Consider the following 15,954-nt stretch of genomic DNA (forward strand, 5'->3'; position numbering starts at 1 on the left):
GTGAACCGGCAAGCTGCTTAAAGCAGCGGATCCAGGCCGCCGCGAGCATCGAGTTCATATAAATCATCACAGCCGCCGATATGCCGGCCGTCGATGAAAATCTGCGGCACGGTGGTGCGCCCGCTGCGCTCGATCATCACTTCGCGCTTGGCGTTATCGCCATCGATGGCGATCTCGTTAAACGCCGCGCCCTTGCTGTTCAACAGCGCCTTGGCGCGATGGCAGAACGGGCAAGTCGCTTTGGTGTAGATATCAATGTTAGCCATGGATTGCCACCTCAAATAGGTTTAACGATTACTTGCCGCGCACCAGCGGCAGGTTTTCTCCGCTCCAGCCGGCGATGCCGTCTTTCAGCATCGTCACCTTTTCAAAACCGGCCTTGCTCAGGTTCTCCGCCGGTTCGCGGGAGGCGGTGCCGTTGGCGCACACGACGATGATCGGCTGCGCTTTGTGTTTTTCCAGCTCGCCCAGGCTGCCGCTTTTGATTTCGCTGGCGGTCAGGTTGATGGCGCTGGCCAGGTGACCACGGCGAAAATCGTCGCGGCTGCGGGTGTCAACCACCACGGCATCTTCTTTGTTGATCAGGCGGATAGCTTCACCGCGAGCGATCTCTTTGACCTTGGAGAAACGGCTTTTGAAGGTCATGACGATCACGGCGACCAGCAGAGCGATCCAAGCCAGGCTCAGAATAGGGTGTCTGCTTACGAATGGCATAATTTCTTGCAGCATGGGGTGTAACAACTCCCGTCAGTTAAGGGATAAATAAGTCAAGGTTCCAGAGTATACCTGCCGAGTGCGGCAAATACAGCCAATAAGCAAGCGCGATTGTAGAAACTGCGGGCTGCGCTGAGAAATTCCCGAGGTCAGAGCATAAAAGCCCGCGCGATTCGCCGCAACCTTGATCTCTTTGGGCTATTTATCGCCGGCGGCGGTGTAAAATCAGCCGGTTTTTCGAGGGCGAACAGCCATGCTTCCGGCGGGCGCATGGCTATTCGCAGCTTAAAAAGTTCATAAGAGGTCAATGCAATGTCGAGCAACAAAAAACCGATGGTACTGGTGATCCTGGACGGTTACGGCCACCGTGAAGAGCGGCAGGACAACGCGATCCTGAACGCCGGCACCCCGGTGATGGATCGCCTGTGGCGGGAGCAGCCGCATACGCTGATCGCCGCTTCAGGGCTGGATGTCGGCCTGCCCGACGGCCAAATGGGCAACTCCGAAGTCGGCCACGTCAACCTGGGCGCCGGGCGCATCGTATACCAGGATCTGACCCGGCTGGACAAAGCGATCGCCGACGGCGACTTCTTCGCCAATCCGGTCCTGACCGCCGCCGTCGATAAGGCCGTGGCGGCCGGCAAAGCGGTGCATATCATGGGCCTGCTGTCGCCGGGCGGCGTGCACAGCCACGACGAGCACATCCTGGCCATGATTAAACTGGCCGCCCGGCGCGGCGCCAAAGCCGTCTATCTGCATGCCTTCCTCGACGGACGCGACACGCCGCCGCGCAGCGCCGAAGCCCCGTTGCAGCGCTGCCGCGAGGCCTTCGCCACGCTGGGCGTCGGGCGCATCGCTTCACTCATTGGGCGCTACTACGCCATGGATCGCGACAACCGTTGGGATCGCGTGCAGCTGGCCTATGACCTGCTGACCGCGGCCAAAGGCGACTACGTGGCCGACGATGCGGTAGCCGGTTTGCAGGCCGCCTACCAGCGCGGTGAAAACGACGAGTTCGTCAAACCGACCGTCATTCGCGCCGCCGGCGAGGCCGATGCCGCGATGCAGGACGGCGATGCGTTGATCTTCATGAACTTCCGCGCTGACCGCGCGCGCCAGATCACCCGCGCCTTCGTGAACGCGGATTTCGACGGTTTCCCACGCGCCAAACAGGTGCAGTTCGGCGATTTCGTGATGCTGACCGAGTACGCCGCCGACATCGACACCGCCTGCGCCTATCCGCCGGCGTCGCTGGCCAACACCTTCGGCGAATGGCTGATGAAGCACGACAAAACCCAGCTGCGCATCTCGGAAACCGAAAAATACGCCCACGTCACCTTCTTCTATAACGGCGGCGTGGAAGCGCCGTTCAAAGGGGAAGACCGCGTGCTGGTCAATTCGCCGAAGGTCGCCACCTACGATCTGCAGCCTGAGATGAGCGCCGCCGAACTGACCGACAAACTGTTGACCGCCATCCGCAGCGGCAAATACGACGCCATTATCTGCAACTACCCGCACGGCGACATGGTGGGGCATACCGGCGTGTATGAAGCGGCGGTCAAAGCGGTGGAAACGCTGGACGCCTGCATCGCCCAGGTGGTTGACGCGGTGCGCGACGTCGACGGTCAGTTGCTGATCACCGCCGATCACGGCAACGCCGAGCAGATGCGCGATCCGGCCACCGGCCAGGCGCATACCGCCCACACCAGCCTGCCGGTGCCGCTGATTTACGTCGGCAAACCGGCGCAGGCGGTCGAAGGCGGCAAGCTTTCGGACATCGCGCCAACCCTGTTAACGCTCATGGGAATGGAAATCCCGCAAGAGATGACTGGTAAGCCGCTGTTCATCGTGGAATAATCCTTCTCCATGAGGGAGAAGGCGTTTTTTGCACTATCAAGGGTAACCCGAAGCGCAAACGCAGGCAGCCGGCCGCTGCCTGAACGCACCGCGCCAAGGACGTTCACCGCCATGTGCGCCAGCGTATTTTGCGCTGGCGTCTTGCTGTTGCCGCTCGCCGGCCAGGCGGCGGAAGACAATAAATCCCAGCTGAAAGACATTCAGCAGAGCATCGCCGAGAAAGAAAAAGCGGTGAAGCAGCAGCAACAGCAGCGCAGCTCGCTGCAGGATCAGCTGCGGCAGCAGGAAAAAACCATCGCCCAGGCCAGCCGCCAGTTGCGCGACACCCAGGGCACGCTCACCCAGTTGGGCAAGGACATTTCCGGCCTGAACGCCTCGATCGCCAAGCTGCAAAAGCAGCAATCGACCCAGCAAAACCTCCTCGCCAAACAGCTTGACGCCGCCTTCCGGCAAGGGCAGCACAGCGCCGTGCAGCTGATCCTCAGCGGTGAAGAAAGCCAGCGCAGCGAACGTATTCTGGCCTATTTCGGTTATCTGAACGAAGCGCGCCAGAAAACCATCGAAGAGCTGAAACAGACCCGCGCCGAGCTGGCGAAGCAAAAAACCACGCTGGTGGCCAAACAGGGCCAGCAAAAATCCTTACTGAGCGAACAACAGACGCAGCAGCAGAAGCTGGAGCAGGCGCGCGGCGCCCGCAAGAAAACGCTGACCGCGCTGGAAGCCTCGCTGGAAAAAGACCAACAACGCCTGGTGGAACTGCGCCAAAACGAAGCCCGCATGCGCGACAAGATCGCCCGGGCGGAGCGCGAAGCCCGTGCGCGCGCCGAACGCGAAGCGCGTGAAGCGGCCAAGGTGCGCGAACAGGTGCGCATCAAGGAACAGCAGGCGAAGAAAACCGGCACCACCTACAAACCTAGCGAAGCCGATCGCTCGCTGATGGCGCGAACCGGCGGCCTCGGCCGTCCGGCCGGCCAGCTGATGTGGCCGGTGCGCGGCCGCACGCTGCACGGCTTTGGCGAGCAGCAGCAGGGCGAGCTACGCTGGAAAGGCATGGTGATCGAAGCCCGCGAAGGCAGCGAAGTGAAAGCCGTCGCCGATGGCCGCGTGCTGTTGGCCGACTGGCTGCAAGGCTATGGCCTGATGGTGGTGGTCGAACACGGTAAAGGCGACATGAGCGTGTACGGCTATAACCAAAGCGCGTTGGTCAACGTCGGGGCGCAGGTGCGCGCCGGCCAGCCGATCGCTCTGGTCGGCACCAGCGGCGGCCAGGGAACGCCGTCGCTCTATTTCGAAATCCGTCGTCAGGGACAGGCGGTTAACCCACTGCCGTGGTTGGGAAGATAGATTTGCGCTATGTCAAAACCCGTACAGCTCTGTTAATGGGCTGTCTGCTGCAGGCTTACGCTGCGCAGGCAGGAAAACTCTCCATCGTCATCGATGACGTGGGCTACCGCCCCCACGAAGAAAATGCGGTGCTGCAAATGCCGACGGCGATCTCGGTCGCAGTCTTGCCCAACGCGCCGCACGCCCGCCTGATGGCCACCCGCGCCCACAGCCAGGGCCGCGAAGTGCTGATCCACATGCCGATGGCGCCGCTCAGCAAGCAGCCGCTGGAGCGCGATACCCTGCAGCCCGCCATGAGCAGCGACGAGATCCAGCGCATCATCCGCAACGCGGTGAACAACGTGCCTTACGCGGTCGGCATGAACAACCACATGGGCAGCGCCATGACTTCCAGCCTGCCGGGCATGCAGAAAGTGATGCAGGCGCTCGAAAGCTACCGTCTGTACTTCCTCGACAGCATGACCATCGGCAACAGCCAGGCGACCCGTGCCGCGGCCGGCACCGGCGTGAAGGTGATCAAACGCAAGGTGTTCCTCGACGATACCGCGAACGAAGCCGATATCCGCCGTCAGTTCAACCGCGCGGTTGAATTGGCGCGGCGCAACGGTTCCGCCATCGCCATCGGCCACCCGCGCCCGGCGACGGTGAAAGTGCTGCAGCAGATGCTGCCGTCGCTGCCCGCCGATATCGTGCTGGTCAAACCGAGCGCGCTGCTGAACGAACCGCAGGGCAACGGTGGCGGCAGCTACGTCCCGCCGCCGGTCAAACCGCAAAAACCGCAGCCGAAGAACCCGTTCAGCGGCGGCATCAAACAGTGCAAGGTCAAACCGCCGAAGGAAAAAACCAACGCCGGCACCGCGCTTGGCGTTATCGCCGACAGCATTGCCACCTCGCCGCCGGTGACCTTCATCAAGCGTCATTGGCAGCACTGGACGCAAACCAAACCGCAAGCATAAAAAAAGGGCCGGAATTCCGGCCCTTTTCACGCCTGCCGAGATCAATCCCAGCTCAGCACCACTTTGCCCGACTGGCCGGAGCGCATGGCGTCGAAGCCCTGCTGGAACTCGTCGATCGAGAAACGGTGGGTGATGATCGGGGTCAAATCCAGACCGGACTGGATCAGCGCCGCCATTTTGTACCAGGTCTCAAACATTTCGCGGCCGTAAATCCCTTTGATAAACAGCCCTTTGAAAATCACCTGGTTCCAGTCGATCGACATATCCGAAGGCGGAATGCCCAGCATAGCGATGCGCCCGCCGTGGTTCATGGCGTTCAGCAGCGTGCGGAACGCCGGCGGCGCGCCGGACATTTCCAGACCGACGTCGAATCCTTCGGTCATGCCCAGCTCGGCCATCACGTCGTTGAGGTTTTCCTTGCTGACGTTCACCGCGCGGGTCACGCCCATCTTGCGCGCCAGTTCCAGACGGTATTCGTTAACGTCGGTGATCACCACATGACGGGCGCCGACGTGTTTGCACACCGCCGCCGCCATGATGCCGATCGGACCGGCGCCGGACACCAGCACGTCTTCCCCGACCAGATCGAACGACAGCGCAGTATGCACCGCGTTGCCGAACGGATCGAAGATCGAAGCCAGTTCGTCGGAGATGTTATCCGGGATCTTGAAGGCGTTGAACGCCGGGATCACCAGATATTCCGCGAAGCTGCCCGGACGGTTCACGCCCACGCCGATGGTGTTGCGGCACAGGTGCGTGCGACCGCCGCGGCAGTTGCGGCAGTGGCCGCAGGTGATGTGGCCTTCGCCGGACACGCGATCGCCGATGCTGAAGCCTTTGACTTCCTGACCGATCGCCACCACTTCGCCCACGTATTCATGGCCGACCACCATCGGAACCGGAATGGTTTTTTGCGACCACTCGTCCCAGTTGTAGATATGCACATCGGTGCCGCAGATCGCGGTTTTGCGGATTTTGATCATGATGTCGTTGTGGCCCAGCTCCGGCTGAGGCACGTCGGTCATCCAAATCCCTTCTTCCGCTTTCAGTTTTGACAGTGCTTTCATGGTTTTACCTTATGCAATAACGCCAAGATCCTTACCGATACGTGTAAACGCCGCCACTGCGCGTTCGATTTGCTCCGGGGTGTGGTCGGCGGACATCTGGGTGCGGATGCGCGCCTGGCCTTTCGGCACCACCGGATAGAAGAAACCGGTCACATAGATGCCTTCCTTGAGCAACGCATTGGCGAATTCCTGCGCCAGCTTCGCCTCCCCCAGCATGACCGGGATGATGGCGTGATCGGCGCCGGCCAGGGTGAAGCCGGCGGCGGTCATTTTTTCGCGGAACAGACGCGCGTTGGCCCACAGGCGATCGCGCAACGCATCGCCCTCTTCCAACAGTTCCAGCACTTTGATCGACGCGGCGACGATCGCCGGCGCCAGCGAGTTGGAGAACAGGTACGGGCGCGAACGCTGGCGCAGCCACTCCACCACTTCTTTCTTGGCGGCGGTGTAGCCGCCGGACGCGCCGCCCAGCGCCTTACCTAACGTACCGGTAATGATATCGACGCGGCCCATCACTTCGCAGTATTCATGGGTGCCGCGCCCGTTGGCGCCGACAAAGCCCACCGCGTGGGAGTCATCCACCATCACCAGCGCCTGATACTCGTCCGCCAGATCGCAAACCCCTTTCAGGTTGGCGATCACGCCGTCCATCGAGAACACGCCGTCGGTGGCGATCAGAATGTGGCGCGCGCCGTCGGCTTTGGCCTGTTTCAGCTGCGCGGCCAGCTCGGCCATGTCGTTATTGGCGTAGCGATAGCGCTTGGCCTTGCACAGCCGCACGCCGTCGATGATCGACGCATGGTTCAACGCATCGGAGATAATGGCGTCTTCCGGGCCGAGCAGGGTTTCGAACAGCCCGCCGTTGGCGTCGAAGCAAGAGGAGTACAGGATCGCGTCTTCCATGCCTAAAAAGGCCGCCAGTTTCTGTTCGAGCTGCTTGTGGCTGTCCTGGGTGCCGCAGATGAAGCGCACCGACGCCATGCCGAAACCGTGGCTGTCCATCCCCGATTTGGCGGCGGCGATCAGCGCCGGATGGTTGGCCAGGCCCAGGTAGTTATTGGCGCAGAAGTTGATCACATGGCTGCCGTCGGCGACGGCGATGTCCGCCTGTTGCGCGGAGGTAATGATGCGTTCTTCCTTGAACAGCCCTTCACTGCGCGTGGCGGCAAGCTGTTGTTCCAACTGCTGATAAAAAGACGCTGACATTCGGTTATCTCCAGGATTGGGCTAATTGCGGCATATTTTACTGATTTGTAACCAAACTGACGAGAATGCGCGGGAGAGAATATTAAAATTGCAGCAGATATCACGGCAAACGGCGGACTTCAATGGCAATGCGGGATATTCGGAGCCCTTCCGCTGTTTGCCGCGGCATGAAATGCTATGATAACCGCCATTGAGCGTGGGGCATTGTGCCCCACCAGGCAGCTTAGCAGGGGTAACCCAATGATTATCGTTACTGGCGGCGCCGGCATGATCGGCAGCAACATCATTAAGGCACTGAACGACAAGGGATATCGCGATATCCTGGTGGTGGACAACCTGAAAGACGGCACCAAGTTCGTCAACCTGGTCGATCTGGACATCGCCGACTATATCGATAAAGAAGACTTTATCGCCAGCATCGTGGCCGGCGACGATCTGGGCGAGATCGAAGCGGTGTTCCACGAAGGCGCCTGCTCTGCGACCACCGAGTGGGACGGCAAGTACATGATGGACAACAACTATCAGTACTCCAAAGACCTGCTGCACTACTGCCTGGATCGCGAGATTCCGTTCCTGTATGCCTCCTCCGCCGCCACTTACGGCGGCCGCGAAGAGTTTATCGAAGAGCGTCAGTATGAAGCGCCGCTCAACGTGTACGGCTATTCCAAATTCCTGTTCGATCAGTACGTGCGTGAGATCCTGCCGGAAGCGGACTCGCAGATCTGCGGCTTCCGCTACTTCAACGTTTACGGCCCGCGTGAAGGCCACAAAGGCAGCATGGCCAGCGTCGCCTTCCACCTGAACACCCAGATCAACCGCGGCGAAAACCCGAAACTGTTCGCCGGCAGCGAAAACTTCAAGCGTGACTTCATCTACGTCGGCGACGTGGCGGCGGTCAACCTGTGGTTCTGGGAAACCGGCAAATCCGGCATCTTCAACTGCGGCACCGGCCGGGCGGAAACCTTCCAGGCGGTGGCTGACGCGGTGGTGGACTTCCATCAGCAAGGCGCGGTGGAATACATCGAGTTCCCGGAGAAGCTGAAGGGTCGCTATCAGGCGTACACCCAGGCCGATCTGACCAAGCTGCGCGCCGCCGGCTACGACGCACCGTTCAAAACGGTCGCCGAAGGCGTGAAAGAGTACATGGCCTGGTTGAACCGCACCGCATAAGCTGAAGGAATTAACGCTGGGTATGAAAATACTGGTTATCGGCCCTTCTTGGGTTGGCGACATGATGATGTCGCAAAGTCTCTATCGCACCCTGAAGGCCGAATATCCGACGGCGGAGATCGATGTGATGGCGCCGGCCTGGTGCCGCCCGTTGCTGGCGCGCATGCCGGAAGTCAATCAGGCGCTGGCGATGCCGCTGGGCCACGGCGCGCTGGGGCTCGGCGAGCGCCGCCGCCTGGGGCGCGCTCTGCGCGCCAACCGTTACGATCGCGCTTACGTTCTGCCCAACTCGTTCAAATCCGCGCTGGTGCCTTTCTTCGCCGATATCCCGCAGCGCACCGGCTGGCGGGGCGAAATGCGCTACGGCCTGCTGAACGACGTGCGCGTGCTCGACAAGGCGGCTTTCCCGCTGATGGTGCAGCGCTATGTGGCGCTGGCCTATGACAAAGGCCGCGTTCAGCGCGCCGACGATCTGCCGCAGCCGCTGCTGTGGCCGCAGCTGCGGGTGAGCGACGAAGAGATCGCCGAAACCACCTCGGCCTTCAACCTGACCGACAGCCGCCCGATCGTCGGCTTCTGCCCAGGCGCGGAGTTCGGCCCCGCCAAGCGCTGGCCGCACTATCACTACGCGGCGCTGGCTCAACGGCTGATCGAGAGCGGCTATCAAATCGCGCTGTTCGGTTCGGCAAAAGACCATGAGGCCGGCGAACAGATCCGCGCCGCGTTGCAGGACGACGCGCGCGATTTCTGCCTTAATCTGGCCGGAAAAACCCAGTTGGAGCAGGCGGTGATCCTGATCGCGGCCTGCCGGGCGGTGGTCAGCAACGACTCCGGTTTAATGCACGTTGCCGCAGCGTTGAACAAACCGCTGATAGCCTTGTACGGCCCAAGCAGCCCCGACTTCACGCCGCCGCTCTCCGACAAGGCGCGGGTGATTCGCTTAATCAGCGGCTACCACAAGGTGCGTAAGGGCGATGCCGAACAGGGGTATCACCAAAGTTTGATCGATATTCAGCCGCAGCAAGTGTTGGATGCGCTGACGCCGTTGCTTGTCGCCAGCGAGGAATAGTCATGCAGGTGTTAATCGTAAAAACGTCCTCGATGGGAGACGTGCTGCATACGCTGCCCGCCCTGACCGATGCGCTGCAGGCCATTTCCGATATCCGCTTCGACTGGGTAGTGGAAGAAGGTTTCAGCCAAATCCCCACCTGGCACCCGGCGGTGGATCGCGTGATCCCGGTGGCCATTCGCCGCTGGCGCAAAAACTGGTTCGGCAGCGACACCCGACAGCAGCGCTGCGACTTCAAGCGCGCGCTGCAAGAACGCCGTTACGACGTGGTGATCGACGCGCAGGGCCTGATGAAAAGCGCCGCGCTGATCACGCGCGTCGCCAAGGGCAACAAACATGGCCCGGACTGCAAAAGCGCGCGCGAACCGTTCGCCAGCTGGTTCTACAACGTGCGCCATGAGATAGACAAACGGCAGCACGCCGTGGAACGCACGCGCGAGCTGTTCGCCAAAAGCCTCGGCTACGATAAACCGGGCAGCTACGGCGACTATGCCATCGCCGCGCGTTTTCTCAGCCAGCCGCCGGCCGATGCCGGTCAATATCTGGTGTTTTTGCACGCTACGACCCGCGACGACAAGCATTGGCCGGAGCAGAACTGGCGCGAGCTGATCGCGCTGACGGCCGACAGCGGGCTGAAGATCAAACTGCCCTGGGGGGCGGAGCATGAACATCAGCGCGCGCTGCGGTTGGCGGAAGGTTTCCCACATGTCGAGGTGCTGCCGAAGCTCAGCCTGCAGCAGGTGGCTGACGTGCTGGCGGGCGCCAGGGGCGTGGTCTCGGTCGACACCGGGCTCAGCCATTTGACCGCCGCGCTCGACAAACCGAACATCACGCTGTTTGGGCCGACCGATCCCGGCCTGATCGGCGGCTACGGGCAAAATCAGCACTCGCTGATTTCGCCGGAAAAAAGCATGGCGACAATCGACGCCGATACGGCATGGCAGGCGTTGCAAAAGGTTATAGCATGAAAAAACTGCACATTATCAACCTGGGTAAAATGGGCGGCGTCGAGCGCCTGTTCCTGCAGTACATCAACGATACCACCGACGGCAGCAACCAGGTCCTGTGCATCAGCGGCGACATCGGCGAGGAGATCCGCCGCCAGTTGCCGGCGCACCAACCCGTCACCTTCGCCAACCGCCTGATCAATGCGCTGCCGCTGCGCTGCCCGCAGTTCCTGCGAAAATTTCTGTTGAAGTGGAAAATCGAGCGGGCCAACGCCGACGTGGTGATCGTCTGGGACCTGGTGCCGGGGCTGGCGGCCAAACCCAAGCGCGGCAAGCTGGTTTACTACGATCACGGCTGCTCCTGGCGCTACCCGAAAAATCAAAAGACGCTGCGTTTCTTCGCCATGCTGGACGGCGTGATTTCCGCCTCACACGCCTCGAAACGGGTGATGGAGCTGCGCTTTAATCTGCCTTGCCCAAACCACGTGGTGATCAACCGCATCAAGACGCCGGCGGGGATCGACAACACGCCGAAAACGCTGTCACAGCCGATCAGAATCGGCACCGCCTCGCGTCTGGTCAGCCTGAAAGGCATCAGCGTTTCATTATTGATGATGCAGGAACTGCTGCGACGCGGGCATGACGTCACGCTGGAAGTGGCCGGCAAAGGGCCGGATCGCGCGGCGTTCGAGACGCTGGCGGCCCGGCTCCAGCTCGGCGATCGCGTCACCTTCAGCGGTTACCAGGATGACGTCGCCGGCTTCTTCAATCGTACGCACATTTACATGAGCACACCGATCACCGAGCCGTTCGGCTTGTCCTGCATGGAATCACTCTATTTCGGCGTGCCGGTCATCTTCCCGCAGGTTGACGGCCAGCCGGAAGCGGTGAAAGACGGCGTCTGCGGCATTGGCCTGGTTCCGTCGGTCACCATCGAACAACACCGGCAGCTCACCGATATCGAGGTCGACTTCCCGCATGAAGTCTACGATCCGTTAACCGACAGCCTGGTGTCGCCCAAGCTGTTGTCGCATATCGACTGCGCGGATGCCGTTGAGACATTGCTGGCGGGCGAAACCTACCAGACGTTGAGCCGAAACGCGCAGCGCTATCCTGCTGAACATTTCAACTATGCTCAGTTCAAAGCTGAGTTTGACGACACGCTGCGATCCTTCATCGTTTAATCAACACGTGAGCCGGAAAACACGCCCGATGCTAAAACAAAAAACGCCGCACCCTGCCTTCAGTTATCTGATTTATCTGGGATGTGCCATCGCTTTTTGCACCATTCCTTTCGGTTCCGCGACCGGACGCAATCTGTTTTACGTTTCCAGCTACATCGCCTTTATCGCCGTTTGCCTGTATCCGCGCTACTACTTCAGCAACGTTAAAAATCTGCTGTTGCCCGCGCTGATGTTCTGCGTCGGCATGGGCACCATCCTGTGGATGCATCATTTCAAACAGCCGGGCGAATATATCAATGTTTATCGTTCCTATATGTCGACCGGCAAACTGCAGCTCGCGACCGCTTTCATTTTGCTGATTGCGCTCAATGAACGGCTGTGCGTGCAGCGCCTGCTGATCGTCGTGGCCCTCGTTACCGGTTTGGCGGTCAACGGCTATTCCCTCTATCAAGGATTGCGGCTGGATATTCCTCGTGTGGAGCTCAACTTCGATCGCGCCACGGTCGTTGCCTACCTGATGACGGCCATCGATCTGGTGATGATGCAAGCCATCCTGATGCTGCGCACCCGCTACCGTCTGGTGCTGTACATTGCGGCGTTCCTGCTTTCCTTCTCCGCGCTGGTGCTGACCGGCACGCGCGCGGCGATGCTGGTTTACCCGGTGGCGGTTTGTCTGTCGCTGCTGGCGACCAAACATCTGGTATCCAGAAAACACAAGTTTGTGCTGGTCTCCTCGGTACCGTTGTTGCTGCTCATCTGCGGATTCGTCTTTAAGACGCAGATTGAACAACGCATTGCCGACTTCAAAACCAACATGCAACTGATCGATAAACCCGAGATAGATAACTCCATCATTTCCCGTCTATCGATGCAGGTGATTGCATGGCGTACAGGAACGGATGCCCCATGGGGTCAATCCGCCGAGCAGCGCGGTGAAGAGATCCGCGCCATCGTTGCGCAGCAACCGCACCTGTCTGGCGTCATGCCTTACATCAACGTGCATCTGCATAACGAGCTGCTGGAGACCTATTCGCTCAAGGGGGTCTGGGGGGCGTTGCTGTTGCTGGCGCTGTATATCGGCCTGTTCTTCTCTTCATTCCGGCCGCAGCGCAACGCGCTGCTGCTGAGCGTGAGCGCCAGCCTCTTCGTTTACGGTCTTAGCGACGTCATCTTCTTCAGCACGGAAGGCACCGTCATATTCTGTCTGGCGCTGATCGCCGCCGTGCTCTCCGTGGCGAAACCGCCTTTCGCCCAGGAGCAGACCGCGTGAAAACTCATCAGCCACCGCTGCTCAGCGTTATCGTGCCGTTTTACAATAACGAAGCGTTTGTCATCGCTGCGCTGGATTCGTTATTTACGCAGATTTCTGATGAGATTGAGGTGGTCATCATCGACGATGGCTCTACCGATGCGTCAGGGGCGCTGGTCAGCCGGTATCTGGCGCAGCGGCAGCATCCGCACGTGGCTTTTATTTCACAGGCCAACGGCGGCATTGCGCACGCCCGCAATGTCGGCCTGCAGCTAGCCACCGGGCGCTACGTCACCTTTCTCGACGGCGACGATCTGCTGAGCGACGACTATCTGGCGATCCTGCGGCCCCTGCTGATCGCCGATGAATATGACCTGATCGATTTTAATTATCAGAAGTTCACCGAACAACCGCCGAAACCCGAGAACCGCGCGACACAGCCCGCAGCCTACGACTTTTCCTCGTTGGGGCTGGGCAGCCTGCAACCGCTGTTCGCACGCTCGATGTGGCATCTCTGGAGCCGGGTATATAAGCGCACGCTGCTGGCAGGGGAAACGTTCGAAGACGGCAGGCGTTATGAAGACGTGATTTTCACGCCTTTTCAGTATTTCAAAACTCGCCGCATCGCCCATCTTGACTGCGAACTCTATTTCTACCGGGATAACAGCCAGGGCATCACCCGCAATATCAAACCCAAAGATATTGAAGATTTGCTGTTCGCCATGGAGAAGATGCTGCGCTTTGTGGCGCAGCATCCTGGGGATGAGCCGCTGCGCCGGTTGGCCGCCCTGATGCTGGCCAACTGCTTTTCCGAGGTGAAAAGCATGTCGAAGGCGGTGTACGGTTATTATCATTACGCGCCGGCAACGCTGCAAATTCTGCGCCGCGCCGCCGCTGTCTGCCGCAACAGCGACGTGCCGGGCAAAAAAGTCCGCCAGATGCGCTATGCGCGAGTGGATACCTTTCTTTCGAAGCTGCGCGGGCGCAACCCACGCTAACCGCATCGGCCTGGCGGCCGATGCGTCGCCGCACCTCTAGCGCGCTAAAGGCACGTGCGCGACCAGTTCGTCATAAATCCGCTGCGGCTGAATGACCCCCATCGGGCTTTCTGCCTCCAGCGGCATCGTATAGCCGGTGCGCGACACCTGAATGATGCGGTGCAGTTCAGGATCCTGAATCGGCCCGGTGGAGCGTGAATCGGCGGTCACGAACAGGCTGATGGTTTTCACCTTCAACGCCACCGCCAGATGCAGCGGCCCGGTGTCGCCGGTGACCAGAACATGGAAACTGTCGAGCAACGTCAGCAAGCCTTGCAGCCCCGTTTTACCGATCTGATTATCCACGCAGGCCTGCGTTTGCGGGCCGATCAGGCTCATAAACTGCTGGGCCTTGCCGTCGTCAAGCGGTGCGCCAATCAGCACGATGCGCACATTGGGGTGCTTCGCCACCAGCTCATCGGCCAGGCGCGCATAGTGCGACACCGGCCAGCAACGCGACTCCGTCGATGCCCCCAGTTGAAAACCGATGGTGGGATGGTCGCTGCTTTTGACGCCGCGCTGATAGTCCACGGGAATTTCCATCGTCGGATCGTCGCTACGGCAGCCCAAAATGGAAATCAGCTCCAGTTTGCGGCGCACGAAATGGCCGTAATAATGGAAGATATAGTTGGTTAACCAAGGTTCCAGCCCGCAAATGCCCGAGCTGTAGTTATCCCTGATGATGTACTTTGCCCCCGCCATGACGGCGCTGATGATGTCATAAGGCAGATGAGAGTGCAGGATCAGCGCCAAATCCGGCTGATGTTCGCGCAGCGATTTCAGCAATGGGCGTATCGTCTTGATCTTGCTGTCCCAATACACCACGCGATCGTAATAGCGGCCGTTCTCCACCAACTCGCGGTTTTTCTTGTGCACCACCAGCGTGATGTGCGCGTTGGGATAGCGTTCCCTCATCGCCCTCAATGCCGGCGTGTTGAACATGAAGTCGCCCAACGCCGTGGTGGAATAGATGACGATATTGTCAAACTGCTGGGCGCCGTCGAACGTCGCCTTGTCCTGAAAACGGCCGTACTTCGCCGTATAGCGCCGCAAGAACCAGTCGGCAACCTTAATTTTCCATTTCTTCGACATGTGCGTGCTTAGTTCGCTTTAAGTTGATAATACTCGGCCAGCGTCATGCCCACCGTGCGCTGCTGCAGCCAGTCAAACAGCTGCTCCAGATCGCGGTACAGCACTTCGATATCCTGCTCGGTTTTGAACGTCGGGCTGCCGCCCGGCATAAACTCGGAGGAGTGCAGCATAAACTCGACGTAGTCATGCCCCTGCGCCAACGACGTCTCGGCCACACTGATCATCTTGGCCACGTTGCCGCCACTCGGCCGCAGCCAGTTGACGGACGGCGAACGCCGCTTGCCGCGCAGCCGATCATAGCCCTGCTTGAACGCATTCATCAGCGCCGAATGCTTGTACTGGATGCTCATCGGCACTTCCAGCAGCGACGAAGCGCCCGGCTTGGCGATGTTCTGCGGATCGATGAAATAGGCCTGCGACGGGAACCGGCTGTAATCGGTACCGCCGTTGCCCTGCGGGTTGCCCGGCGAAAACTGCCAGTTGACCCGCGGCGTAACCGAACAATCCACCTGATAGCCGTATTCCAGCAGCAGTGAGGCATAGTATTCGTTGAACGCCCAACGGCCGGCGCGATGGCTGAGCATTTTGGTCTGGAAGGCGTCCTCCAGCAGTTTGGTCATGTGGTCGACTTTGGCGCGTATCTGATCGGCGGGATACTCGATCAAATAAGGCTTGTGGCGCCAGTCGTCATCGGTGAGCGGCGTCAGCGGCGGGCTGTTCCAGGCGTGCAGATGCATGCCGACTTCACCGGCGCCGCGGGCGATCACGTCACGCGCGAACTCGACGTAAGCCGGATCCATCGCCATTTCATAGTTGGTGAGATAAACCGGCTTGAAGGCATATTTCTCGCACAGCGCCTGAAAGCGCGGCAAGAAACGCGTGTTTTCGGTCGCGATGCGATCGTGGTTTTGCCACAGATTATCGCCTTCGGTATCAATGGTGATGAGAAACGCCGGTTTAGTCATGAATATCGAACCTGATATCAACAGAATACGCTATGTTACGCAGGCCGTTTCGCCAGGGCAAACGACTTTGCTGCCTGGTTTGGACAACGTTGAAGCG

General features: G+C 59.9%; 15 protein-coding genes. 9 read left to right on the top strand and 6 right to left on the bottom strand.

The window, feature by feature from the left end; translation table 11 throughout:
- Nucleotides 1-17: 17 nt before the first annotated feature.
- Both grxC and ACORQT_RS23815 read right to left on the bottom strand, forming a co-directional pair.
- On the bottom strand, nucleotides 18-266 hold the full coding sequence (grxC, locus tag ACORQT_RS23810) for a glutaredoxin 3 (RefSeq protein ID WP_004931142.1): 249 nt from the start codon (nucleotides 264-266) through the stop codon (nucleotides 18-20).
- 28 nt (nucleotides 267-294) lie between these two features.
- Nucleotides 295-729, bottom strand: a complete 435-nt coding sequence (locus ACORQT_RS23815) for a rhodanese-like domain-containing protein (RefSeq protein WP_033645201.1) — start codon at nucleotides 727-729, stop codon at nucleotides 295-297.
- Nucleotides 730-1,026: 297 nt separating this feature from the next.
- Here ACORQT_RS23815 and gpmM point away from each other — a divergent pair, with 297 nt between their 5' ends.
- From gpmM to ACORQT_RS23830, 3 genes are read left to right on the top strand one after another with little or no spacing between them, the layout of a single operon-like run.
- Nucleotides 1,027-2,571, top strand: a complete 1,545-nt coding sequence (gene gpmM / locus ACORQT_RS23820; protein ID WP_444859296.1) for a 2,3-bisphosphoglycerate-independent phosphoglycerate mutase — start codon at nucleotides 1,027-1,029, stop codon at nucleotides 2,569-2,571.
- Between the two features lie 9 nt (nucleotides 2,572-2,580).
- Entirely contained in the window at nucleotides 2,581-3,915 is a 1,335-nt protein-coding gene (gene envC / locus ACORQT_RS23825; protein WP_028128084.1) for a murein hydrolase activator EnvC, read from the top strand.
- 2 nt (nucleotides 3,916-3,917) lie between these two features.
- Nucleotides 3,918-4,871: a divergent polysaccharide deacetylase family protein gene (locus ACORQT_RS23830; RefSeq protein ID WP_047025852.1), complete on the top strand. Its 954-nt coding sequence runs from the start codon at nucleotides 3,918-3,920 to the stop codon at nucleotides 4,869-4,871.
- A gap of 41 nt (nucleotides 4,872-4,912) precedes the next feature.
- On the opposite strand, the gene tdh is transcribed toward ACORQT_RS23830, so the two are convergent.
- Both tdh and kbl read right to left on the bottom strand, forming a co-directional pair.
- Nucleotides 4,913-5,938 carry an L-threonine 3-dehydrogenase gene (tdh, locus tag ACORQT_RS23835; protein WP_164057643.1) on the bottom strand — a complete coding sequence of 342 codons (1,026 nt, stop codon included), beginning with the start codon at nucleotides 5,936-5,938 and terminating at the stop codon, nucleotides 4,913-4,915.
- A gap of 9 nt (nucleotides 5,939-5,947) precedes the next feature.
- Nucleotides 5,948-7,144, bottom strand: coding sequence for a glycine C-acetyltransferase (gene kbl, locus ACORQT_RS23840; RefSeq protein WP_033645197.1), 1,197 nt, complete (start codon nucleotides 7,142-7,144; stop codon nucleotides 5,948-5,950).
- A gap of 240 nt (nucleotides 7,145-7,384) precedes the next feature.
- On the opposite strand from kbl, the gene rfaD reads away from it, so the two are divergent.
- From rfaD to ACORQT_RS23870, 6 genes are read left to right on the top strand one after another with little or no spacing between them, the layout of a single operon-like run.
- Nucleotides 7,385-8,314, top strand: a complete 930-nt coding sequence (gene rfaD, locus ACORQT_RS23845; RefSeq protein ID WP_033645196.1) for an ADP-glyceromanno-heptose 6-epimerase — start codon at nucleotides 7,385-7,387, stop codon at nucleotides 8,312-8,314.
- Between the two features lie 22 nt (nucleotides 8,315-8,336).
- Nucleotides 8,337-9,383 carry an ADP-heptose--LPS heptosyltransferase RfaF gene (rfaF, locus tag ACORQT_RS23850; protein WP_033645195.1) on the top strand — a complete coding sequence of 349 codons (1,047 nt, stop codon included), beginning with the start codon at nucleotides 8,337-8,339 and terminating at the stop codon, nucleotides 9,381-9,383.
- 2 nt (nucleotides 9,384-9,385) lie between these two features.
- Nucleotides 9,386-10,351 carry a lipopolysaccharide heptosyltransferase RfaC gene (rfaC, locus tag ACORQT_RS23855; protein WP_089192407.1) on the top strand — a complete coding sequence of 322 codons (966 nt, stop codon included), beginning with the start codon at nucleotides 9,386-9,388 and terminating at the stop codon, nucleotides 10,349-10,351.
- Entirely contained in the window at nucleotides 10,348-11,514 is a 1,167-nt protein-coding gene (locus ACORQT_RS23860) for a glycosyltransferase (protein ID WP_046687970.1), read from the top strand. The genes rfaC and ACORQT_RS23860 overlap by 4 nt, the downstream gene beginning before the upstream one ends.
- A 28-nt stretch (nucleotides 11,515-11,542) precedes the next feature.
- Entirely contained in the window at nucleotides 11,543-12,784 is a 1,242-nt protein-coding gene (locus ACORQT_RS23865) for an O-antigen ligase family protein (protein ID WP_033652249.1), read from the top strand.
- Nucleotides 12,781-13,761, top strand: coding sequence for a glycosyltransferase (locus ACORQT_RS23870; protein ID WP_164057641.1), 981 nt, complete (start codon nucleotides 12,781-12,783; stop codon nucleotides 13,759-13,761). The genes ACORQT_RS23865 and ACORQT_RS23870 overlap by 4 nt, the downstream gene beginning before the upstream one ends.
- Before the next feature lie 36 nt (nucleotides 13,762-13,797).
- On the opposite strand, the gene ACORQT_RS23875 is transcribed toward ACORQT_RS23870, so the two are convergent.
- Together ACORQT_RS23875 and ACORQT_RS23880 are read right to left on the bottom strand one after the other, a co-directional pair.
- Entirely contained in the window at nucleotides 13,798-14,892 is a 1,095-nt protein-coding gene (locus ACORQT_RS23875) for a glycosyltransferase family 9 protein (RefSeq protein ID WP_033652251.1), read from the bottom strand.
- Between the two features lie 8 nt (nucleotides 14,893-14,900).
- A complete protein-coding gene (locus tag ACORQT_RS23880; RefSeq protein ID WP_033645189.1) occupies nucleotides 14,901-15,857 on the bottom strand; it encodes a polysaccharide deacetylase family protein in 957 nt (318 codons plus the stop codon).
- Nucleotides 15,858-15,954: the final 97 nt, after the last annotated feature.

It is taken from the genome of Serratia sp. (in: enterobacteria), from assembly GCF_052400455.1.
GTDB lineage: Bacteria > Pseudomonadota > Gammaproteobacteria > Enterobacterales > Enterobacteriaceae > Serratia > Serratia ureilytica.